15 protein-coding genes and 1 pseudogene are annotated in these 20,488 nt (G+C 69.0%); 6 read left to right on the top strand and 10 right to left on the bottom strand.

Annotated elements, in window-relative coordinates; translation table 11 throughout:
- Positions 1-8: 8 nt before the first annotated feature.
- Positions 9-848, top strand: a complete 840-nt coding sequence (locus AC3A6B_RS15375) for a proteasome-type protease (protein WP_487837730.1) — start codon at positions 9-11, stop codon at positions 846-848.
- A 37-nt stretch (positions 849-885) separates the two neighbouring features.
- Here AC3A6B_RS15375 and AC3A6B_RS15370 read toward each other — a convergent pair whose 3' ends face one another.
- From AC3A6B_RS15370 to AC3A6B_RS15345, 6 genes and pseudogenes are all read right to left on the bottom strand, one after another.
- Positions 886-1,710 (bottom strand): undecaprenyl-diphosphate phosphatase, encoded by an 825-nt coding sequence (locus AC3A6B_RS15370; protein WP_487837555.1) that lies wholly within the window; start codon positions 1,708-1,710, stop codon positions 886-888.
- A 68-nt stretch (positions 1,711-1,778) separates the two neighbouring features.
- Positions 1,779-3,736, bottom strand: a pseudogene (locus tag AC3A6B_RS15365) (autotransporter family protein); the annotation flags it as partial.
- Positions 3,737-3,932: 196 nt separating this feature from the next.
- Complete coding sequence (locus AC3A6B_RS15360) at positions 3,933-4,286, bottom strand: ESPR domain-containing protein (protein WP_487837554.1); 354 nt, start codon at positions 4,284-4,286, stop codon at positions 3,933-3,935.
- A 173-nt stretch (positions 4,287-4,459) separates the two neighbouring features.
- On the bottom strand, positions 4,460-5,104 hold the full coding sequence (locus tag AC3A6B_RS15355; RefSeq protein WP_487837553.1) for an aspartate/glutamate racemase family protein: 645 nt from the start codon (positions 5,102-5,104) through the stop codon (positions 4,460-4,462).
- Positions 5,105-5,114: 10 nt separating this feature from the next.
- Positions 5,115-6,020 carry a transporter substrate-binding domain-containing protein gene (locus AC3A6B_RS15350; RefSeq protein ID WP_487837552.1) on the bottom strand — a complete coding sequence of 302 codons (906 nt, stop codon included), beginning with the start codon at positions 6,018-6,020 and terminating at the stop codon, positions 5,115-5,117.
- A 29-nt stretch (positions 6,021-6,049) separates the two neighbouring features.
- Positions 6,050-7,378, bottom strand: coding sequence for an aspartate aminotransferase family protein (locus AC3A6B_RS15345; protein ID WP_487837551.1), 1,329 nt, complete (start codon positions 7,376-7,378; stop codon positions 6,050-6,052).
- A gap of 125 nt (positions 7,379-7,503) precedes the next feature.
- Here AC3A6B_RS15345 and AC3A6B_RS15340 point away from each other — a divergent pair, with 125 nt between their 5' ends.
- On the top strand, positions 7,504-8,373 hold the full coding sequence (locus tag AC3A6B_RS15340; RefSeq protein WP_487837550.1) for a MurR/RpiR family transcriptional regulator: 870 nt from the start codon (positions 7,504-7,506) through the stop codon (positions 8,371-8,373).
- Between the two features lies 1 nt (position 8,374).
- On the opposite strand, the gene AC3A6B_RS15335 is transcribed toward AC3A6B_RS15340, so the two are convergent.
- The 4 genes from AC3A6B_RS15335 to AC3A6B_RS15320 are packed head-to-tail and all read right to left on the bottom strand — an operon-like array spanning position 8,375 to position 17,484.
- A complete protein-coding gene (locus AC3A6B_RS15335) occupies positions 8,375-9,790 on the bottom strand; it encodes an efflux transporter outer membrane subunit (protein WP_487837549.1) in 1,416 nt (471 codons plus the stop codon).
- Positions 9,791-9,797: 7 nt separating this feature from the next.
- Positions 9,798-13,055, bottom strand: a complete 3,258-nt coding sequence (locus AC3A6B_RS15330; protein WP_487837548.1) for an efflux RND transporter permease subunit — start codon at positions 13,053-13,055, stop codon at positions 9,798-9,800.
- On the bottom strand, positions 13,052-16,186 hold the full coding sequence (locus AC3A6B_RS15325) for an efflux RND transporter permease subunit (RefSeq protein ID WP_487837547.1): 3,135 nt from the start codon (positions 16,184-16,186) through the stop codon (positions 13,052-13,054). Before AC3A6B_RS15325 ends, AC3A6B_RS15330 begins: the two co-directional genes overlap by 4 nt.
- Positions 16,187-16,200: 14 nt before the next feature.
- A complete protein-coding gene (locus AC3A6B_RS15320; RefSeq protein ID WP_487837546.1) occupies positions 16,201-17,484 on the bottom strand; it encodes an efflux RND transporter periplasmic adaptor subunit in 1,284 nt (427 codons plus the stop codon).
- Positions 17,485-17,719: 235 nt separating this feature from the next.
- Here AC3A6B_RS15320 and AC3A6B_RS15315 point away from each other — a divergent pair, with 235 nt between their 5' ends.
- The 4 genes from AC3A6B_RS15315 to AC3A6B_RS15300 are packed head-to-tail and all read left to right on the top strand — an operon-like array spanning position 17,720 to position 20,479.
- Positions 17,720-18,253 (top strand): DUF6622 family protein, encoded by a 534-nt coding sequence (locus tag AC3A6B_RS15315; protein WP_487837545.1) that lies wholly within the window; start codon positions 17,720-17,722, stop codon positions 18,251-18,253.
- Positions 18,254-18,297: 44 nt separating this feature from the next.
- Entirely contained in the window at positions 18,298-18,591 is a 294-nt protein-coding gene (locus AC3A6B_RS15310; protein WP_487837544.1) for a 2TM domain-containing protein, read from the top strand.
- Entirely contained in the window at positions 18,588-19,652 is a 1,065-nt protein-coding gene (locus tag AC3A6B_RS15305) for a sensor histidine kinase (RefSeq protein ID WP_487837543.1), read from the top strand. The genes AC3A6B_RS15310 and AC3A6B_RS15305 overlap by 4 nt, the downstream gene beginning before the upstream one ends.
- The gene (locus AC3A6B_RS15300; RefSeq protein WP_487837542.1) at positions 19,649-20,479 is read left to right on the top strand and encodes a LytR/AlgR family response regulator transcription factor; all 831 of its coding nucleotides are present in this window, start codon (positions 19,649-19,651) and stop codon (positions 20,477-20,479) included. Before AC3A6B_RS15305 ends, AC3A6B_RS15300 begins: the two co-directional genes overlap by 4 nt.
- Positions 20,480-20,488: the final 9 nt, after the last annotated feature.

Here is a 20,488-nt window from a genome sequence, read left to right as displayed (position 1 = left end):
ACGACCTCATGACCTACTGCGTCGGCATCAAACTCAACGCCGGACTGGTGTTCCTCTCCGACTCGCGCACCAACGCGGGCGTCGACCACATCAGCACCTTCCGCAAGATGATCGTCTACGAGCAGCCGGGCGACCGCTTCATGGTGCTGCTGTCGGCCGGCAACCTGAGCATCTCGCAGTCGGTGCGCGAGATCCTGCAGATCGAGGAGCTGCGCGAAAACAGGGAGGACGGCGAAGACAGCCCGCCGATCACGATCTGGAACGCCAAGAGCATGTTCGATGCCGTGCGCGTGCTCGGCTCGGCAGTGCGCCACGTGTACGACCGCGACGCCGAGGCGCTCAAGCACGCCGGGCTGGACTTCAACGTCTCCTTCATCTTCGGCGGCCAAGTGAAGGGCGAGGGCATGCGCCTGTTCCTGGTCTACGCGGCCGGCAACTTCATCGAGGCGACCAACGAGACGCCCTACTTCCAGGTCGGCGAATCCAAGTACGGCAAGCCGGTGCTCGACCGCGTGCTGACGCCCGACACCCCGCTCGACGAAGCCGCCAAGTGCGCGCTGGTGTCGATGGATTCGACGATGAAGTCGAACCTCTCCGTCGGCCTGCCGCTCGACCTCGTGGTCTACGAAGCCAATCGGCTCGAAACCGAGAAGGTGGTCTGCATCGACGCCGAGAACCCCTACTACCGGATGATGCACAACAGCTGGGGCCAGAAGCTGCGCGAGGTGTTCGACAGCATCGAGGACCCGGTCTGGGACGACGCCTACACGGCCCATCCCCTCAAGATGCCTGCGACGCGCCACAGCGCGCTGCGCAAGATCTCGACACCGGAAGAGAAACTCATCTGAACACGCCGGCACGCGAATCCGGCCCGGCGGCCGCCCGCTAGTCGGCCCAGACCACCGCCCCGCTCCACGCCGTCGCCAGCACCACGATGCCGAAGGCGATGCGGTACCAGGCGAACGGAATGAAGTCGTGCGAGCTGATGTACTTCAGCAGCCAGCGCACGCAGAGCCAGGCGCTCACGAACGAAAAGACCAGCCCGACGGCGAACAGCGGAATGTCGGCGGACGACATCAGCGCCCGTTCCTTGTAGAGGCTGTAGACGCCTGCGCCGATCAGCGTCGGAATGGCAAGGAAGAAGGAAAAGTCGGTTGCCGCCTTGCGCGACAGGCCCAGGAGCATGCCGCCGATGATGGTGGCGCCGCTGCGGCTGGTGCCCGGGATCATCGCGAAGCACTGCACCAGCCCGACCTTGAGGGCGTCCCACGGCGTCATGTCGTCGACGTTCTCGATATGCACCGAACCCGGCGGCCGTTTCTCGGCCCACAGGATGATGAAGCCGCCGATGATGAAGGTGCTGGCCACGACCACCGGCGTGAACAGGTGCGCCTTGATCAGCTTGCCGAACACGAGCCCCAGCACCACGGCGGGCAGGAAGCCGATCAGTACGTTGAGCGCGAAGCGCCGCGCTCTCGGCTGGCGCGGCAGCGCGACGACGGTCGAATGGATCTTCTGCCAATAGACCAGGATGACGGCGAAGATGGCGCCGGTCTGGATCGCGATCTCGAAAACCTTGAACTTGTCGCCGTTCAATCCCAGCAGCGAGCCCGCGAGGATCAGATGGCCAGTCGACGAGATCGGCAGGAACTCGGTCAAGCCTTCGACGATGCCCATGATGGCGGCCTTGACCAGCAAAACGATATCCACGCGCGCTCCTTGTAAGAGCGCCGATTATCGCGAGGGCGGAAGTCAGCTTCGGTTCAGGCGGGTGCGGCTCACCACTTGATCCGCAGGCCCAGCGATCCCTGCACCGAGGACTTGACGCGGGTCTGTCCGCCCGAGGCCCACTGTTTGCCGAGCTGGCCATAGAGGCTGCTGCACTCGCCGAGCGCCAGCGTGAAGCCGCCGGCGAGCGCCGTGGCGATGCCGCCGGTGCTGCTCGCGATGCCCGTCGTCGCCGCCGGCGTTGCAAAGCGCACCACGTCGCTGCCGCCCGAGGCGCGGTACAGGTCGAAGCGCCTGTAGGGCTGCAGTTGGCCGGCGCCGGTGGCCACTTCGCCTTTCACGCGCACGCCCGCACGCACGAACCAGCCCTTGTCGCTGCCTTGCTGCACGTGCGCGCCCGCGATGGTTGCGTCGTCGAGCTTGAGACGCTGATGCGCGAGCTGCAGCTGCGGCTCGATCTGCCAGCCCTCGGCCAGCGCGAACGATTGGCCCACTTCCAGCGACGCCAGCATGCTGCTGCCCTTGCCGGTGCCGGCCGGCCTGCAGCACGGCGTCTGCGTAAAAGCCGCCTTCGCCGCCCCAGGTGGCGTAGCCGCCGAGGAAGCGGCTGCGCAGGTCGTTGCTGCCGACTTGCTTGTCGGCGATGCCGCCGGCGAAGCCGCTGACATGCATGTCGCCGTCGAGCTGGCCGACGTAGAGGCCGGCGCGCCAGTTCGAGTCTGCCCACAGGTCGGCGCCGGCCTGGAAGCCGCTCTGGCGGCCACCGCTGTGAGGACTGACGGTGCCGCTCTGGCGGATGTTCGCGTCGGCGCTGATCGCGCGGCCCCAGGCGCGCCGCTCGCCGCCCGGACCATCGCCGGTGCGCTGGTGCAGGTTGCCGAGCATGGCCAGGCTTCCCTGGCGCAGCTGCTGCGGCAGCGCAGCGAAGAGCGGGACCTCGGCGCGGTAGGTGGGCAGTTCCACGAACTGCAAGGCGGCAGTCGCGGCAGCGGCTGCAGGCGCAGCGGGCGCAGTGGGTGAAGTGGGTGAAGTGGGTGAAGTGGGTGAAGTGGGTGAAGTGGGATCAGGGGGATCAGCGGGCGTAACGGGCGAGCCCGGAGCGGCCGGTGGCGGGACGATCACGGTGGTGGTGGAGCGCAGGAACCAGTTCTCGCCCGCGCCGGCGGCATCGGCCGCGTGCAGCCGGTATTCGTAGGCGCCGGCGTCCACGTGGCCGCCGGCGAGCGAGAACGCGTCCCTGGTGGTCTGCGCGGTGGTGGTGGCGCCGTTGAGGGCACTGACGACTTCGATGCCGTTGCCCGAGGTGGAGGCACCCAGCCCGCAGAGGTTGACGACTTGCACGGCGGTGCGCCCGCTGGCGATCGCGCTCGGGCCGTTGAGCACGAGCCGGTCGCTTGCGCTGGCGCTGCCGCCCAGGGCGGTGCCTAGCCTCAGCACGCCGTTGTTGCCGGCGTAGGGGCCGGTGACGGTGAGCGTGGTGCCCGGTGCATTGCCGACGAGCGAGACGGCGCCGCTGTTGGCGAGCGACGCCACGCTCTGGCTGTGGCCGGCCAGGTCGAGCGAATGCGCCTGGGGCCACGGTGTGGACGGAGGCGGCGCTGAAGGTGTGGGCGGCGCCGGCGCGCAGGGTGCCTTCGGCGACGGTGGTGCCCCCGCCGTAGGTGTTGGTACCCGACAAGCCGAGCGCACCGGCGCCGGTCTTGGTGAAGCTGCCGGCGCCCGTGATGTGGCCGGCGATATCCATTTGGTTGCCTCCGGTGTTCACTGTTGCCGCGCCGCCCAGGATGAGGCCATGGTCCAGCCGCACGCCGCTGGCTCGTACATGGATCGTCGCTGTGGTGGACGGGTTGGCGATCTCGACCGCACCGACGATCGCTGAACCGGATTGCAAGTTCAGCGTGTTGCCGCCACCGGTGAACCGGATCGCGCTGGCGCGCGTGGCACCGTCTCCCGACAAGCCGCCGGTGATCGTTCCGTTGTTGGTGATGGTCGCCCCGGCGGCCTCGATGCCTGCGCCGCCGGCGCCGGAGGGCGCTGCGCGTCGAGGAGGGGGATTCACGGCGGTGACCACCGGCCCCCCAAGCCCGCCCCTGCCGCCCGCACCCCCGGTGATGTTGCCCGTGTTCTCGATCGTTGCATCAGACGCCGCCGACACGCCGATTCCGCCCCGCCCACCGTTGCCGCCACTTGTACCGTGCGCTCCGTCACGCCCGCCGTACCCGTCGCCGCCGGCACCGCCGTTTCCTCCCTCTCCACCCATGATGGTCCCGGCGTTGGAAACGGCCGTTTGCGACGCCATCGACAAGCCGGCTCCGCCCGCTCCACCTCTGCCGCCGCGGCCGCCCAGGTAATTCGCCGAACAGATCAAGGAAGTCGACGTCGCCACCCGCTCCGCCAGCGCCGAAAGCGGAAGACGCGGCAGACGACAAGGCCGCCCAGAGAACGCATCGCACGACAGTGCTGCCCCTCGTTGCCCCGCACCCCGCCCTGGCGCACTCAGGCACGACCTGGCGAACGCCGAGCGCACGATCGAAGACGAGACGGTAGATGTGATTCATCGAACAAGACCTTGGTGAGCGACCCGGTCCTGTTCGCAGATGGACAGTCGCGACCCGCATCGCACGCGGTGTCGGCGGCCCGCTGATGCGGGCGATCGGAGGCAACTGCGCTTGCCGCAAATCCTAAAAACGCGGCCAGGTTCGCGTCAGATTTCGCGACGAAAAGCGAGAATTCACTCAGGCCAGATGTGACGCAGCGCGCGAACCGCGCTGTCGACGGTAGTCAGCACCGGCAGCCCCGACGCGCTTTCGCAGGCCGTGCGCGCACGCGCCATGCTGAACTGCGCCAGCGCGATGCGGGTGCAGCCCTTGTCGCGCAGCGCGCCGGCCTGCTGCGCGATGAGCGCGTCGTGCCGCGCTGCATCGCCTGCGTTGAGCGCATCGAGCGCGCCCTCGGCCAGCGCGAGCTCGAGTTCCACGCCGGCCGGAAACTCCGGCGGCATGGAGTCGAGCGTCGGCTGGAAGGTCGCGATAAGCCCCAGCTTCCCTGAGCCCGCCGCAGCTTCCGCAACCATCGCCTCGTTGGGCTTCAGCACAGGCATTCCCGCATGCCGCCGTGCGACCGCCTCGATGCACGGGCCGAAGGCCGAGCAGGTGAAGAGGATGCCCTTCGCACCCGTGTCGACCGCGTACTGCGCCAAGCGCTGGAAGCGTTCATGCATCGCCTCGTCCAGGCCGCGGCCGCCGCGAGCCAGGTCGGCCGAGAGGCTGTCGTCGAGCAGGTTCATCAATTGCGCTTCAGGGCAATCGCGCGCGAAGGCGGCGTTGATGGGCGCCACCGAGTGGCTCAATGCATGGATCAGGGCGATGCGCGTCATGAACGAGGTTTCAGATGCCCTTCGACGACGGATTGGCGAAGGCCTCCTTCGTCTCGGCATTCATCGGATAGTTGATGTTGATGTTCTTGGGCGGGATCGGCGACAAGAACCACTTGGCATAGAGCTTCTCCATCTCGCCCGACTTCATCATGCCACCCACCACGCGGTCGACCAGCGCCTTGAACTCCGGGTCGTCCTTGCGGAACATCAGCGACTGGTTCTCGGTGCGCAGGCTCTCGCCGGTGATGACGAAGTCCTTGGGATTGCGCGCGTTCGCGATCTGGCCGGCGAGCAGGATGTCGTCGAGCACGAAGGCCTGGGCGCGGCCGCTCTCCACCAGCAGGAAGGAGTCGGTATGGTCCTTGCCGGCCAGGTTGGTCACTTCGAGGTTCTTGCCCTTGTCGGCTTCGCGCAGCAGGCGGAACGACGTCGTGCCGGTGGTGGTGACCACCGTCTTGCCCTGCAGGTCGGCGATGCTCCTGATGCCCGAATCGGCCTTCACCAGCATGCGCACGTTGTAGCGGAAGATGTCGGGCGAAAAAGCCACCTGCTTCTGGCGCTCGACCAGGTTGGTGGTGCTGCCGCACTCGATGTCGACCGTGCCGTTGGCGACCAGCGGCATGCGGTTGGCCGAGGTCACGGCCTGGTAGCGGATCTCGATGGCCGGCATCTTGAGCTCGGTCTTCATCGCCTCGACGATGCGGTTGCAGATCTCGATGCTGTAGCCCACCGGCTTGAGGTTGCCGTCGAGGTACGAGAAGCCGAAGGACGATTCGCGGTAGCCGAAGGTGATGGTGCCGCTCGCCTTGACCTTGGCGAGCGTGCCGCCGTCCTGCGCGTGCACGGCGGCCAGAGGCATCAGGGTGAAGACGGCCACGAGCGCGGCGCCCAGGGTCGACAGGCGTGGGAAGGTCATGGAAAAGCTCCTCGGAATGGTGGAAGAAATCAGAGGCCGCGCACGACGGCGTCGATGGACGCCGCGAGCCGCGTCGCGATCTCGCGCAGGTCCTGCCGAGTCGCGATGAAAGGCGGTGCCAAGAGCACGTGGTCGCCGAGCCTGCCGTCGACCGTGCCGCCGAAGGGATAGCACAGCAGCCCCTGCGCCATGGCTTCCTTCTTGATGCGCACGTGCAGGTTCAGCGCCGGCGCGAAAGGCGCCTTGCCCGCGCGCTCGGCCACCAGCTCCACGCCCCAGAAGAAGCCGCGGCCGCGGATGTCGCCCACGTTCGGATGGGCGCCCAGCATCTCGCGCAGCATGGCGCCGAAGGCCTCGCCGTCCGCGCGCACCTTGGCGAGAAGCCCGTCGCGATGGATCACCTCCTGCACCGCCAGCGCCGCGGCGCAGGCCACCGGATGCCCGAGGTAGGTGTGGCCATGCTGGAAGAAGCCGCTGCCCTGCGACATCGCCTCGACGATCTTGCGCTGCGCCAGCACCGCGCCGACCGGCTGGTAGCCGCCGCCCAGGCCCTTGGCGATGGTGACCAGATCAGGCACCACGCCTTCCTGCTCGCTGGCATAGAGCGTGCCCGTGCGGCCCATGCCGCACATCACTTCGTCGAGGATCAGCAGCACGCCGTAGCGGTCGCAGACCTCGCGCACCGCCTTGAAGTAGCCGGGCACCGGCGTCAGCACGCCGGCGGTCGCGCCGCCCACCGTTTCGGCGACGAAGGCGATCACGCTGTCGGGCCCCTGCCCGAGGATCGCCGCTTCGAGTTCATGAGCCAGGCGCCGCCCGTAGTGCTCGGGCGTTTCGTCGGCGCGCTGCTCGCGGTAGGGATAGCAGGGCGAAACATGGGTCGCCGGCACCAGGATCGGCGCGAAGGGCGCGCGCCGCCATGCGTTGCCGCCGACCGCGAGCGCGCCCAGCGTGTTGCCGTGGTAGCTCTGGCGGCGCGCGATGAAGTGCGTGCGCTGCGGCTGGCCGATCTCGACGAAGTACTGGCGCGCCATCTTGAGCGCCGACTCCACAGCCTCCGAGCCGCCGCTCACCAGGTAGACATGGCTCATGCCTTCCGGCGCGGTGCGGATCAGCTCGTCGGCGAGTTGCTCGGCGACCTCGCTGGTGAAGAAGCTGGTGTGGGCGTAGGCGAGCTTGTCGATCTGCGCATGCATCGCGGCGATCACGTCCGGGTGGCCGTGGCCCAGCGAGGACACCGCCGCCCCGCCCGAGGCGTCGAGGTACGCGCGGCCCGCGGCGTCGCGGATCGTCATGCCCTGGGCGGCGACGGCGAGCTGGGGCGTATGGCGGAGGTGGCGGTGGAAGACGTGCGTCATCGCGGTTCAGGCATGGAACTAATGTATTGAGCTAATTATTGTTTGGAACATTTGTTCCGTCAAGAAGTCCATGAAACGCCACTGTTCCATCCGGTACATTCGTTCCATCGACGAAGGAAAGCCCCATGGGTGTCAAGGACGATCTCCGCCAGCGCTACGAGAGCCTGAGCCCTGCCCTGCAGCAGGTCGCGAAGCACGTGCTGGACCATCCGAACGACGTGGTGACGAGCTCGATGCGCAGCGTCGGCACGCGCGCCGGCAGCACGCCGGCCACGCTGGTGCGCTTTGCGCAGCACCTGGGCTACGCGGGTTGGCCGCAGTTCAAGGACGCGGTGGCCGCCGAGATGGGCCTGGGCTCCTCGGACGCCTACGGCGCGCGCGCCAAGACCCTGATCGGCCGCGCCAAGGACCAGGGCCTGGCCGGCGAGATGTTCGAAGTCCAGCGGCGCAACCTCGAGAACACGCATCGCCAGAGCGAGGCGGCGCTGCAGAAGGCCTGCGCCGTGCTGGAGAAGGCCGGCGCCGTGCATGCTGCGGGCTTTCGCGCCTGCTTTCCGATCGCCTTCTCCTTCGTCTACGTCTACCGGATGTTCCGCTCGAGCGTGCACCTGGTCGACGGCCAGGGCGGCTCGCTCGAGATGCAGCAGCGCGCCTTCGCCAAGGGCGACGCGCTGGTGGTGGCCAGCTTCGTCCCCTACTCGCGCGAGGCGCTGCAGGTCGCGCAGGCCGCGAAGGCGGCGGGCTGCCGCATCGTGGCCGTCACGGACAGCATCGCCTCGCCGTTGTCGCTGCTGGCGGACGAGACCTTGCTGTTCGCGATCGACAGCCCGTCCTTCTTTCCTTCGGTCGCGGCGGGCGTCGCGGTCACCGAGGCGCTGGTGGAAATGCTGGCCAGCCGCGCCGGCAAGCCGGTGATCCGGCGCATCGACGAGGCCGAGTCGCAGCTCTTCGAATCAGGCGCCTACCTGCAGGCGCCGCGGCCTCGCGGGGCGTGACTCAGGATGCGGGCGGTGCGCTCCACCCCGCCTGCCACCCGCCCCCCAGCGCCTGGATCAACGCCACCGCCGCGCTCTGCCGATTGACCTGCAGCTGCAGCAGCGTGCGCCGCGCGTTGAGTGCCGAGACCTGCGCCGTCACCACGTCGGTGTAGCTCACCTGGCCCTGACGGTAGCGGTTGAGGAACTGCTGCTCGGTGAGGTCCGCCGCGGCCGAGGCCTCGCGGCGCAGGCCCTCCTGCTGCGCGAGGCTGGCGCCCGCGGTGAGCTGGTCTTCGACATTCTGGAATGCAGTGAGCACGGTCTGGCGGTAGCTCGCGACGGCGGCCTCGTGCGAGGCCTTGGCCACATCGACGCGCGCGCCGATGGCGCCGGCATCGAACACCGTCTGCGCGACCGACAGGCCCAGCGACCAGAGCATGTTCGAGGCATTGAACAGGTCGCCGACCCGGCTCGCGCTGCTGCTGAGCGCGGCATTCAGCGTCAGGCTCGGAAAGTAGGCCGAACGGGCGATGCCGATCTGCGCGTTGGCGGCCGCCACCGCGCGTTCGGCCGCCGCGATGTCGGGCCGGCGCTGCAGCAGGGTCGAGGGCACACCGGCGGGGATGCCGGGCACGACGGGCGTCCAGTCGGCCGGGCGCAGAACGAACTCGGCCGGCGCGGCGCCGACCAGCACCGCGATCGCATGCTCCAGTGTGTCGCGGGTGCGCTGCAGCGCGACGCGCTCGGCCTGGGTGTTGACGTAGAGCGTCTGCGCCTGCAGCACGTCGGTCTGGGCCGCGATGCCGGCGTTGTAGCGGTTGCGAGCGATCTCCAGGCTGCGTTCGTAGCCTTGGAGCGTCACGGCCAGCAGTTGCAGCTCGGCATCGGCTTCGCGCAGCGCGAAGTAGTTGGTCGCGAGCTCACCCACGGCCGAGAGGCGCGCCGAGGCCAGGTCGGCCTCGCTGGCCTGGGCGCTGGCCTGCGCACCGCCGACCGCCTGGCGCAGCCGGCCCCAGACGTCAGGCGCCCAGTCGGCCTGCAGCGAGGCGCTGGCCGTGTTGGAAGGCGAGGTGTTGCGCGCGCCGGAGCGGCGGGCGCCGCCGTCCGCCGTCACGTTGGGGAACAGCGCCGCGCGCTGCTCGCGTACCAGCGCCTGGGCCTGCGCGTAATTGGCCACGGCGACGGCGATGTTCTGGTTCGACACCTGCACGCGCGCCGCGAGCTCGTCGAGCGCCGGGTCGCCGAACAGCTTCCACCACTCGCCGCGGTCCAGCGCATCCGCTGGGGCGGCGGGCAGCCAGCCTTCGGCGGCGGCCGCCTCCTTCCACGTGTCGGGCAAGGCGGTGGAGGGCTGCTCGTAGCGCGGGCCGACGGCGCAGCCCGCGAGCAGGGCCGCAAGCGCCAGGGCCAGGTGGGTTCTTCTGTTCGTCGTCATCAGGTCTTCATGCCGAGCTTGCGGCACGGCTCAGGTATTTCTCGTTGGCCGGGCGGCGGCGCAGCTTGTCGAGCAGCACGTAGACGACCGGCGTGGTCAACAGCGTCAGCAGCTGGCTCGCGATCAGGCCGCCGATGATCGCGACACCCAGCGGCTGGCGCAGCTCCGCGCCCTGGCCGAATCCGATCGCGAGCGGCAGCGCGCCGAGCGCGGCCGCCAGCGTGGTCATCAGGATCGGGCGGAAGCGCAGCAGGCAGGCCTCGCGCACCGCCTCCACCGCGCTCAGGCCGCGCGCGCGCTCGGCCTCGAGCGCGAAGTCGATGATCAGGATGGCGTTCTTCTTCACGATGCCGATCAGGAGGAAGACGCCGATCAGCGCAATGATCGAGAACTCCATGCGGAACAGCAGCAGCGCCAGCACCGCGCCGACGCCGGCTGAAGGCAGCGTGGTCAGCACCGTGATGGGGTGCACCAGGCTCTCGTAGAGCACGCCGAGCACGATGTAGATCACGATCAGCGCCGCGAGGATCAGGAACAGCTGCTGCGCCTGCGACTGCTGCGCCGCCAGGGCCGTGCCCTGGAAGCTGCCGCGCACGTTGACCGGCATCGCGATGTCGGCCTCGGCCTGGGCGACGATGCGCTTGGCCTGCGCCAGGCTCACGCCTTCGGCCAGGCTGAACGAGACGGTGCTCGCGAGCTCGGTGTCCTGGTGGTCGATCGATGTCGGCACGGCCCGCTCGCTCAGCTTGGCGAAGGCGGAGAGCGGGACCATCGGCGTGGTACTGGTCGCGATCTGCTGGCCGGCCGACGAGGTGCGCGACGCCGGGTTGGCCGAGGTGGCGGTCGAGGTGCCGGTCGTCGCGTCGGTGTTGGCCTGCAGCGAGCTGGTGCTGGTCGCGCCGCTCGCGGTGGTGGTGGTGCTCAGCGTCGAGGGCACGTACAGGTCTTTGAGCGCGATCGGCGCGCGCTGGAAGCGCGGCGCCCATTCCATGATCACCGAGTACTGGTTGAGCTCGTCGTAGATGGTGGCCACCGAGCGCTGGCCGTAGGCGTTGTAGAGCGAGCTGTCGACCGCGCTCGAGGTCACGCCGAGCCGGGCCGCGGCATCGCGGTCGACCTCGACGTAGGTCTCGACGCCGTTGTCGGCATCGTCGCTGTCGATGTCGGTCAGCGCGGTTTCCTGGCGCAGGCGCTCGGCCAGCTTGGTCGACCAGGTACGCAGGTCGCCCAGGTTGTCGCTCTTGAGCGTGTACTGGTAGCTCGAGTTGCTGGAACGCCCGCCCATGCGCAGGTCCTGCACCGGGTTCAGGAACACGCGCAGGCCGGTGAGCTGGTTGAGTTGCGGGCGCAGGCGGTCGATCACCGCGGCCGTCTTTTCGGTGCGCTCGGACACCGGCTTGAGGTTGACGAACATGAAGCCGCCGCCCGCACGGCCGCCGCCCGAGAAGCCCACCACCGTGTCGACCGCCGGGTCCTTGCGGATGATGTCCACGGCCTGGCGCAGCTTCTCGGCGACCGCCGCCGACGAGATGCTCTGGTCGGCCCTGAGACCCGCATTGAGCTGCCCGTTGTCCTGCTGCGGGAAATAGCCCTTGGGGATGGCGTTGAACAGGTAGACGTTGAGCGCGATCACTGCCAGCAGCACCACCATCACGACACCTTTGCTGGCGAGCGCCCAGTCGAGGCTGTGGGCGTAGGTGCGCAGGGTCCACTGCCAGGCACCCTCGGCGCGGCTGCCGAGCCAGGCACGCACGCGGCCGGGTTTCTTGCCCGGCTTCTCTTCCGCCTCGCTGCGCAGCAGCATGGCACACATCATCGGCGTGGTGGTCAGCGAGATCACGAGCGAGATCAGCACCGCCGCCGACAGCGTGACCGCGAACTCGCGGAACAATCGGCCGACCTGGTCCCCCATGAAGAGCAGCGGAATGAACACCGCCACCAGCGAGAGGCTGATCGACAGCACCGTGAAGCCCACCTCGCGCGCGCCGCGCAGCGCCGCCTCCATGCGGTTCATGCCGGCCTCGACGTGGCGCGCGGTGTTCTCCAGCACCACGATGGCGTCGTCCACCACGAAGCCGGTGGCCACCGTGAGCGCCATCAGGCTCAGGTTGTTGAGGCTGTAGCCCAAGAGGTGCATCACGCCGAAAGTGCCCAGCAGCGAGACCACGGTGGCCACCGCCGGGATGATGGTGGCGCGCGCCTTGCGCAGGAACAGGCCTACCACCAGTACCACCAGCACGATCGAGACCATCAGCGTGAACTCGATCTCGCGCAGCGAGGCGCGGATCGAGTTGGTGCGGTCGGAGGCGACCTGGATTTCGATGTCCTGGGGCAGCTGCGCACGCAGTTCGGGCAGCAGCTTGCGCACGCCGTCCACGGTTTCGATGATGTTGGCGCCGGGCTGCTGCGTCAGCAGCACGACCACGGCGGGTGCACCGTTGAAAAGGCCCAGCGTGCGCGTGTTCTCGACGCTGTCGATCACCCGCGCCACGTCGCCCAGGCGCACCGCGGAGTCGTTGCGCCAGGCGATCACCAGGTCGCGGTAGTCGTCGGCGCGTCGCCCCGCCGCGGGCGTGTAGACCTGCAGCCGGCGGTCGCCGCTCTCGATCGCGCCCTTGGGCCGGTTCGCGTTGTTGGCCTGGATCGCGGCACGCACGTCCTCGGTGCTGATGCCCATGCGGTTGAGCGCGAAGGGCTCGAGCTCGACCCGCACCGCCGGCAGCGAACCGCCGCCGATCTCGACCTCGCCCACGCCTTCGACCTGCGACAGGCGCTGGCTGACGATGTTCGATACCGCTTCGTAGATCTGTCCCGGCGTGCGCGTCTTGGAAGTCAGCGCAAGGATCATGACCGGCGCCGCCGTCGGGTTGCGCTTTCGGTAGGTCGGGTTGCTGCGCAAGGTGGCGGGCAGATCGGCGCGCGCCGCGTTGATGGCCGCCTGCACTTCGCGCGCGGCGCTGTCGATGTTGCGCTTCAGGTCGAACTGCAGCGTGATGCGCGTCGAGCCGTTGGAGCTGGTCGAGGTCAGTTCGTTGACGCCGGGGATGATGCCGAGCCGGCGTTCCAGCGGCGTGGCGACGCTCGATGCCATCGTGCTCGGGCTGGCGCCGGCGAGGCTGGCCTGGACCGAGATGGTGGGGAAGTCGACCTGCGGCAGCGGCGAGACCGGCAGCGCGAAGAAGGCGACCATGCCGGCCAGCGCGACGCCGATCGTCAGCAGGACCGTGGCGATCGGGCGCTCGACGAAGGGCCTGGAGAGGTTCATGCCTCCTGGCCCTCCGCCCGGCTCCTTTTCCCTCCGAACCTGCGCCCCATCCGGTCGAAGGCCAGATAGATCACCGGCGTCGTGAACAGCGTCAGCACCTGGCTCACCACCAGGCCGCCGAAGATCGCCAGGCCGAGAGGACGCCGAAGCTCAGCCCCCTCGCCCCAGCCGAACATCAAGGGCAAGGCGGCGAACAGTGCCGCCAGCGTCGTCATCAGGATCGGCCGGAAGCGCAGCAGCGCCGCCTGGTGGATCGCCTCCTGCGGCGACTTGCCCTGATGGCGCTCCGCATCGATCGCGAAGTCGATCATCATGATCGCGTTCTTCTTCACGATGCCGATCAGAAGAATGATGCCGATGATCCCGATCACGCCGAGGTCGTTGCCCGTCACCATCAGCGCCAGCAGCGCGCCGACGCCCGCCGAAGGCAAGGTCGACAGGATCGTCAGCGGATGGATGTAGCTCTCGTAGAGCACGCCCAGCACGATGTACACGCACACCACCGCCGCGAGGATCAGCCACAGCTGGTTGGTCAGCGACTTCTCGTAGGCCCCGGCCGCGCCGAGGAAGGTCATGCCCACGCTCGCGGGCAGCGCGATGTCCTTGGCCGCGGCGCGGATCGCCGCCACCGACTTGCCGAGCGACACGCCGGAGGCGGTGTCGAAGCCCACGGTCGCGGCCGGGTACTGCGCCACGCGCGTGACCTGCAACGGCGCCAGCTGCTCGCGCACCGTCGCCAGCGAGGACAGCGGCGTCGGCGTGCCTGCGCCGGTGCGCAGCTGCAGGTTGCCCAGGCCCTGCGGCGAGGACAGCGCCTCGCGCTGGGCCTCGAGGATCACGCGGTACTGGTTGGTCTCGGTGAAGATGGTCGAGACGATGCGCTGGCCGAAGGCGCTGTAGAGCGCATCGTCGACCGAGCTGGCCGTGACCGACAGCCGCGAGGCGGTGTTGCGGTCAATGTCCACATAGGCGGCCATCCCCTGCGCGCCCGCATCGGTGGTCGGGTTGCGCACCTCGGGCACGGTGCGCAGGCGCTCCACCAGCTTCCTCGCCCATTCGTTCACGGTCGCGGTGTCCACGCCTTCGAGCGAGACGCGGAACTCGGTGGGTCCGGTCTCGGCATCGATGGTCAGGTCCTGCGTCGGCTGCAGGTAGAGCGTCACGCCCGCCACCGCGCGCACGCGCTCGCGCAGGCGCTGCATGGTCTCTTCCTGGTTGCCGCGGTCGGCGCGCAGGTTCACCAGCATGCGGCCCGTGTTGAGCGCCGTGTTGTTGGCCGCGTCCACGCCCACCACCGAGCTGATGCTGCGCACCTCGGGGTCGGCCAGGATCGCGTTGGCCGCGGCCTGCTGCAGCTCGGCCATGCGCACGAACGAAACGTCCTGCGCCGCCTCGATGCGCGCCTGCAGCTGCCCCGTGTCCTGGGTCGGGAACAGGCCCTTGGGAATGGCGATGTAGAGCAGCACCGTGAGCACCAGCGTGAGCAGCGCCACCACCAGCGTCAGCGGCTGGTGGCGCAGCACCCACTGGAGCCAGCCGTCGTAGCGCGCGATCACGCGATCGATGAACTGCTGCACCCGCGCGCCGAAGCGCCCGCCCTCCTCGGCCTGCGGCTTGAGCCAGCGCGCCGACATCATCGGCACCAGCGTCAACGAAACCACGGCCGAAATGAGGATGGTGATGGCCAGCGTGACGGCGAACTCGCGGAACAGCCGGCCCACCACGTCGCCCATGAAGAGCAGCGGGATCAGCACCGCCACCAGTGACACCGTCAGCGAAATGATGGTGAAGCCGATCTGCGTCGCGCCCTTGAGCGCCGCCTTGAAGGGCGGGTCGCCCTCTTCGAGATAGCGCGCGATGTTCTCGATCATGACGATCGCGTCGTCGACCACGAAGCCGGTCGCGATGGTGAGCGCCATCAGGCTCAGGTTGTTGAGGCTGTAGCCCAGCAAGTACATGAGCCCCAGCGTGCCGATGAGCGAGATCGGCACCGCGATGCTCGCGATCACGGTGGCGCGCAGGCTGTGCAGGAAGAAAAAGATCACCAGCACCACCAGCACCACGGCCAGCGCGAGTTCGAGCTGCACGTGGTGCACCGAGGCGCGGATGCCGGTGGTGCGGTCGCTCAGCACCTCGACCTTGAGCGAGCCGGGCAGCGAGGCCTCGAGATCGGGCAAGAGCTTCTTGATCGCGTCGACCGTGCCGATCACGTTGGCACCCGGCTGGCGCTGGACATTGAGAATGATGGCACGGTACAGCGATGGTGCTGCCTCGCTGTCGGCCTTCGCGTCTTCGCTGCGCTGCGCGGCCCAGGCGCCGAGCTGCGTGTTCTCGGCGCCGTCGATCACGCGCGCGACGTCGGTCATGCGCACCGGCGCGCCGTTCTTCCAGGCGACGATCAGGCTCTTGTAGTCGGCCGCCGTCACCAGCTGGTCGTTGGCATTGATGGTGTAGGCGCGCTTCGGTCCGTCGAAGCTGCCCTTGGCACTGTTGGCATTGGCCGCCGCGATCGCGGTGCGCAGCGTGTCCAGGCCGATGCCGACCGAAGCCAGCGCATTGGTGTCGGCCTGGATGCGCACCGCAGGCCGCTGCCCGCCCGACAGCGAGACCAATCCGACGCCGCTCACTTGACTGATCTTCTGCGCCAGTCGCGTGTTCACCAGGTTCTGCACCTCGGTCAGCGGCATGGTCTCGGAGCTCACGGCGAGCGTGAGGATCGGGGCATCGGCCGGATTGACTTTGGCATAGACGGGCGGCGCCGGCAGGTCGGCAGGCAGCAGCGAGCCGCCGGCGTTGATCGCGGCCTGCACCTGCTGCTCGGCGACGTCGAGCGTCTGGTCGAGCGCGAACTGCAGCGTGACGATGGACACGCCGGCCGAGCTGGTGGAGCTCATGCGGTCGAGCCCCGCCATCTGGCCGAACTGGCGCTCCAGCGGCGCGGTGACGGTGCGGCTCATCACCTCGGGGCTGGCGCCCGGATAGAGCGTCTGCACCTGGATGGTCGGGTAGTCGACCTGCGGCAGCGCCGCCAGCGGCAGGAAGCGGAAGCCCACCAGCCCGGCGAGCACGATCGCGACCATCAGCAGCGCGGTCGCCACCGGGCGCTCGATGAAAGGACGTGAAGGGCTCATTCAGAGCACCTCGTTCAAGGTGACGCGGGCCGCTGGCGCCTGCCTTCGCCGCGCGGGCCTCTCGGACCCGAAGCAGCGGCGCGCGGGCCGGTCACCGGCTTGTCGCCCTGCAGTTGCACGCGGGCGCCGTCCTTGATGCGGTCGCCGCCCTCGGTCACCACGTTCTCGCCGGCCTCCAGGCCCTCGGTGATCGCCACCACGTCGACCGTGGACTCGCCGCGCTTGACGGCGCGCATCGAGACCGTGCGGTCTTCGTTGATCACGTAGACGTAGTTGCCGTTGGGCCCGGTGCGCACCGCGGTCACCGGCACCACGATGGCGTTCACGGTGCGCAGCGTCATCTGGATGTTGACGAACTGGCTCGGGAACAGCGTGACCGCCGCATTGCCGAAGCGCGCCTTGCCCTTCACGGTGCCGGTGCTGGTGTCGACCACGTTGTCGAGCGTGGAGAAGGTGCCGGTGTCGAGCGTCACGCTGCGCGTACGGTCCAGCGCCTTCACCGTGAGCGGAACGCCCTTGGCGAGCTGGGCCTGGATGTCGGGCAGGCGGTCCTGCGGCACCGCGAACTGCACGTCGATCGGATTCATCTGCGTGATGACGGCGATGCCGGTGCTCGCATTGGCCGTGACCGTGTTGCCGGGGTCGACCGTGCGCAGGCCGATGCGCCCGGCCACCGGCGCGGTGATGCGCGTGTACTCGACATTGAGCTTCGCGGCGGCCTCCGCCGCGCGGTCGGTGATCACGGTGCCTTCGAGCTGCTTGACCAGCGCGGCCTGGGTGTCGACGTCCTGCCGCGCGATCGAGTCCTGGCCGAGCAGCGTGCGGTAGCGCGCCAGCGTCACGCGCGCGGCCTCGAGCTGCGCCTCGTCGCGCACGCGCGTGCCCTGGGCCTGCATCAGCGCCTGCTCGTAAGGACGCGGATCGATGCGCGCCAGCAGCTGGCCCTTGGTGACGGTCTGGCCCTCGGTGTAGAGCACCTCGGTGAGCACGCCGCCGACCTGCGGCTTGAGGGTGATGGTCGCCAGCGGCGTCACCGTGCCCAGCGCCTCGATGGTGACCGGCAGCTCGGCCCGGCGCGCCGCGGCATGGCCGACGGTGGAGCTCGCACCGCCGAAGCCGCCGCGGCCGCCGGCCGGTTCGTTCGAGCGCTTGATCAGGTACCAGGCGCCGCCCCCCAGGGCCAGAACCAGCGCCAGAGCGGCCAGGCTGCCCAGCCAGCGCCGGCGGCGCGATGGCGGCCGGGGCGCGTGTGGACCGGCGGGGATGGCGTCTGGAGGCTCGGGGGTGGGGGAAGACATCGGTCAAAAAGGGCAGTACGGAGGCAGCCCTGAGTGGAGCGCCGAATCGTAGCGCCCCGTTCTTACGAACCGTAAAGCCAAGGTAAAGCCGGCGTTGACCTATGCATCCGGCGACGACGGATTGCAACTCGCGCCGTCCGGATGCGCTTCGTCGCAAGGGCGTGGCGGGCGCCGCGGCCTGCCGGCAAAGTCCGCTCCATCGACAACTTCCGACCCCTCTAGCTGGAGAAACGACATGCTGATGCTGACCCAGATCCTGGCCCACACCCCGCGCTGGGTGTTCGCGCTCTTCGCCTTCCTCGTGTGGCTGGGCGCGAAGCAACTGCTCGCCGGCAGCGTGAGCCTGACCCGCATCGCCCTCATGCCGATCGCCATGACCGGTCTGTCGGTCTACGGCGTTCTTTCCGGCTTCGGCAGTTCGCCGATGGCCCTCATGGCCTGGGCCGGCGCGGCTTCGCTCGCGCTGTGGACCGTGCTGCAGAGGCCGCTCGCCGCCGGCACGCGCTACGACGCCGCGGCGCGCGAATTCCATGTCGCCGGCAGCGCGGTCCCGCTGGCGCTCATGATGGGCATCTTCTTCACCAGGTACGCGGTCGGCGTGCTGCTCGCGATGCATCCCGAGCTCAAGCAGCAGGCGGCATTCGCGCTCGGCATCAGCGCGCTCTATGGCGGCGCGAGCGGCATCTTCGCGGCCCGTGCGCTGCGCCTGTGGACCCTGGCGCTGCGCGCCGACCGCGCGCAGGCCGAACTGCCGGCGGCACGCGCCTAGGATCGGCCAGAATCTTCTTCCCCCTCCAGAAAAGAGGCGACACCATGAACGACGACTCCTCCTCCAACCATGATCCGATGGAGCGGCTCGCCCGCCGCCGCGCCGGCGCCAAGATGGGCTGGTACATCCATGCCACCGTCTATGTACTGGTCAACCTCTTCCTCGTGCTGCTGGCCACCTCGCGCGGGCAGGACTGGGCCATGTACCCGCTGCTCGGCTGGGGCCTGGGTCTCCTGATCCACGGGGCGGTCGTTTTCTTTGTCGCGCCGGGCGGCAATCTCTACGACCGCCTGCTCGAACGCGAACGCAAGTCCCTGCGCAGCGGAGACCGCGGGTGATCGACGCGCCGGCGCGCACCTTCACGCCGGAGAATCTCAAGGACCTGCTGCGGCACGGCCTCACTACCGCCGTGTTCTGCTGCGTGATCGCGGTGGCGCTGGCCATGTCGCGCGGCAGCAGTTGGGCATCGCAGCTCGTCTACTCGCTCTCGATCGGGCTGATCAGCTGGCTGGTGATCGACATCGGCCGCCTGCTGCTGGCCGGGCGCAGCGACCCGCGCTGGCCGATGGGCCTGCCGGGCGTCCTGCTGGTCCTCGGAGGCGCCGCGATCGGCTTTCTCGGCGGCAACGCGATCGGCGACGTCTGGACCGGCAAGCCGATGCTGGAGTTCTGGAGCCTCTCGCCGGACCGGCTGGCCTCGACGCTGGTGATCACGCTGGTCGCGACCATCGCGATCTGCTACTACTACTACAGCCGCGGCAAGGCCAAGTACCTCGAAGGCCAGATCGCGCTCGCCGAACGCGACGCCACCGACGCGCGGCTCAAGCTGATCGAAACGCAGCTCGAGCCGCACATGCTCTTCAACACGCTGGCCAACCTGCGCGCGCTGATCACCACCGATCCGCAGCGCGCCGTGGCCATGCTCGACAGCCTCAACAGCTACCTGCGCGTGACGCTCAGCGGCTCGCGCGCGCTCGCGCATCCGCTGGCGGCCGAGTTCCAGCGCCTGCGCGACTACCTCGAACTGATGTCGGTGCGCATGGGCGCGCGGCTCGCCTACAGGCTCGAGCTGCCCGAGGACCTGCGCGAGCTGCCGGTGCCGCCGCTGCTGCTGCAGCCGCTGGTCGAGAACGCCATCCGGCACGGCCTCGAGGCCCAGGTGCAAGGCGGCGAGATCACGGTCGGCGCGCGGCGCGAAGGCCAGAATCTCCTGGTCGAGGTGCGCGACACCGGCGCGGGCATCGACAAAGCGCGGGCGCCGTCCGAAGATGGCGGCTTCGGCCTCGCGCAGGTGCGCGAGCGGCTCGCCACGGTCTACGGTCCGCAAGGCTCGCTGAGCCTGAGCGCGCTTCCCACCGGCGGCACCTGCGCCACCATCACCCTTCCCTTGCCTACATGAAGCCCACCGCCCTCATCGCCGAAGACGAACCGTTGCTGGCCCAGGCCCTGCACGCCGAACTCGCCGTTGCATGGCCCGAACTGCAGGTGCTCGCCACCGCGGGAGACGGCCAGAGTGCGGTGCGCGAGGCGCTGCGCCTGCTGCCGCAGGTGCTGTTCTTCGACATCCGCATGCCGGGCCAGGACGGCCTGGCCGCCGCCGCCGAACTGGCGGATGCCTGGCCGGCCGACGAGACGCCGATGCCGCAACTGGTGTTCGTGACCGCCTACGACGAGTACGCGGCCCGCGCCTTCGACGCCCAGGCCATCGATTACGTGCTGAAGCCGGTGCAGCCCGAGCGCCTGCAGCGCACCGTTGCGCGCCTGAAGGACGCGTTGGAACTTCGCAATTCCCCCGCGGTGCCGGCTGAAGACGCACTGGCAAGCACCCTCTCGCAGTGGCGCAAGCTGCTGGCGGCGGCCGCCCCGCCGGGCGGCGGCAGCGCCACCACGCCGCTCAAGCTGATTGCCGCCAGCGAGGCCGGCAGCTCCGGCAACACCGTGCGCATGGTGCCGATCGACGAGGTGCAGTATTTCGAGGCGGCCGACAAGTACGTGCGCGTGCTGACCGCCAGCCACGAATACCTGATCCGCACGCCGCTCAAGCAGCTGCTGCCGCAGCTCGACGCCGGCGTCTTCTGGCAGGTGCACCGCGCCATGGTGGTGCGCAGCGACGCCATCGAGTCGGTGCATCGCGACGAGGCCGGCAAGCTGCACCTGGCACTGCGCGGCCGCCAGGAGAAGATCCCGGTCAGCCGCCTTTACGCTCATCTGTTCCGCGCCATGTAAGAACGAGGC

It is taken from the genome of Variovorax sp. Soil_C_33 (assembly GCF_057656935.1).
This window is presented reverse-complemented; position numbering and strand designations above follow the sequence as displayed.

What these genes read in the sequence shown, in the direction of transcription:
- AC3A6B_RS15375 (WP_487837730.1), top strand. Translation starts at nt 9, where the DNA reads ATGACCTACTGCGTCGGCATCAAACTCAACGCCGGACTGGTGTTCCTC.
- AC3A6B_RS15360 (WP_487837554.1), bottom strand. Translation starts at nt 4,286, where the DNA reads ATGAATCACATCTACCGTCTCGTCTTCGATCGTGCGCTCGGCGTTCGC.
- AC3A6B_RS15355 (WP_487837553.1), bottom strand. Translation starts at nt 5,104, where the DNA reads ATGACGCGCATCGCCCTGATCCATGCATTGAGCCACTCGGTGGCGCCC.
- AC3A6B_RS15350 (WP_487837552.1), bottom strand. Translation starts at nt 6,020, where the DNA reads ATGACCTTCCCACGCCTGTCGACCCTGGGCGCCGCGCTCGTGGCCGTC.
- AC3A6B_RS15345 (WP_487837551.1), bottom strand. Translation starts at nt 7,378, where the DNA reads ATGACGCACGTCTTCCACCGCCACCTCCGCCATACGCCCCAGCTCGCC.
- AC3A6B_RS15340 (WP_487837550.1), top strand. Translation starts at nt 7,504, where the DNA reads ATGGGTGTCAAGGACGATCTCCGCCAGCGCTACGAGAGCCTGAGCCCT.
- AC3A6B_RS15335 (WP_487837549.1), bottom strand. Translation starts at nt 9,790, where the DNA reads ATGACGACGAACAGAAGAACCCACCTGGCCCTGGCGCTTGCGGCCCTG.
- AC3A6B_RS15330 (WP_487837548.1), bottom strand. Translation starts at nt 13,055, where the DNA reads ATGAACCTCTCCAGGCCCTTCGTCGAGCGCCCGATCGCCACGGTCCTG.
- AC3A6B_RS15325 (WP_487837547.1), bottom strand. Translation starts at nt 16,186, where the DNA reads ATGAGCCCTTCACGTCCTTTCATCGAGCGCCCGGTGGCGACCGCGCTG.
- AC3A6B_RS15320 (WP_487837546.1), bottom strand. Translation starts at nt 17,484, where the DNA reads ATGTCTTCCCCCACCCCCGAGCCTCCAGACGCCATCCCCGCCGGTCCA.
- AC3A6B_RS15315 (WP_487837545.1), top strand. Translation starts at nt 17,720, where the DNA reads ATGCTGATGCTGACCCAGATCCTGGCCCACACCCCGCGCTGGGTGTTC.
- AC3A6B_RS15310 (WP_487837544.1), top strand. Translation starts at nt 18,298, where the DNA reads ATGAACGACGACTCCTCCTCCAACCATGATCCGATGGAGCGGCTCGCC.
- AC3A6B_RS15300 (WP_487837542.1), top strand. Translation starts at nt 19,649, where the DNA reads ATGAAGCCCACCGCCCTCATCGCCGAAGACGAACCGTTGCTGGCCCAG.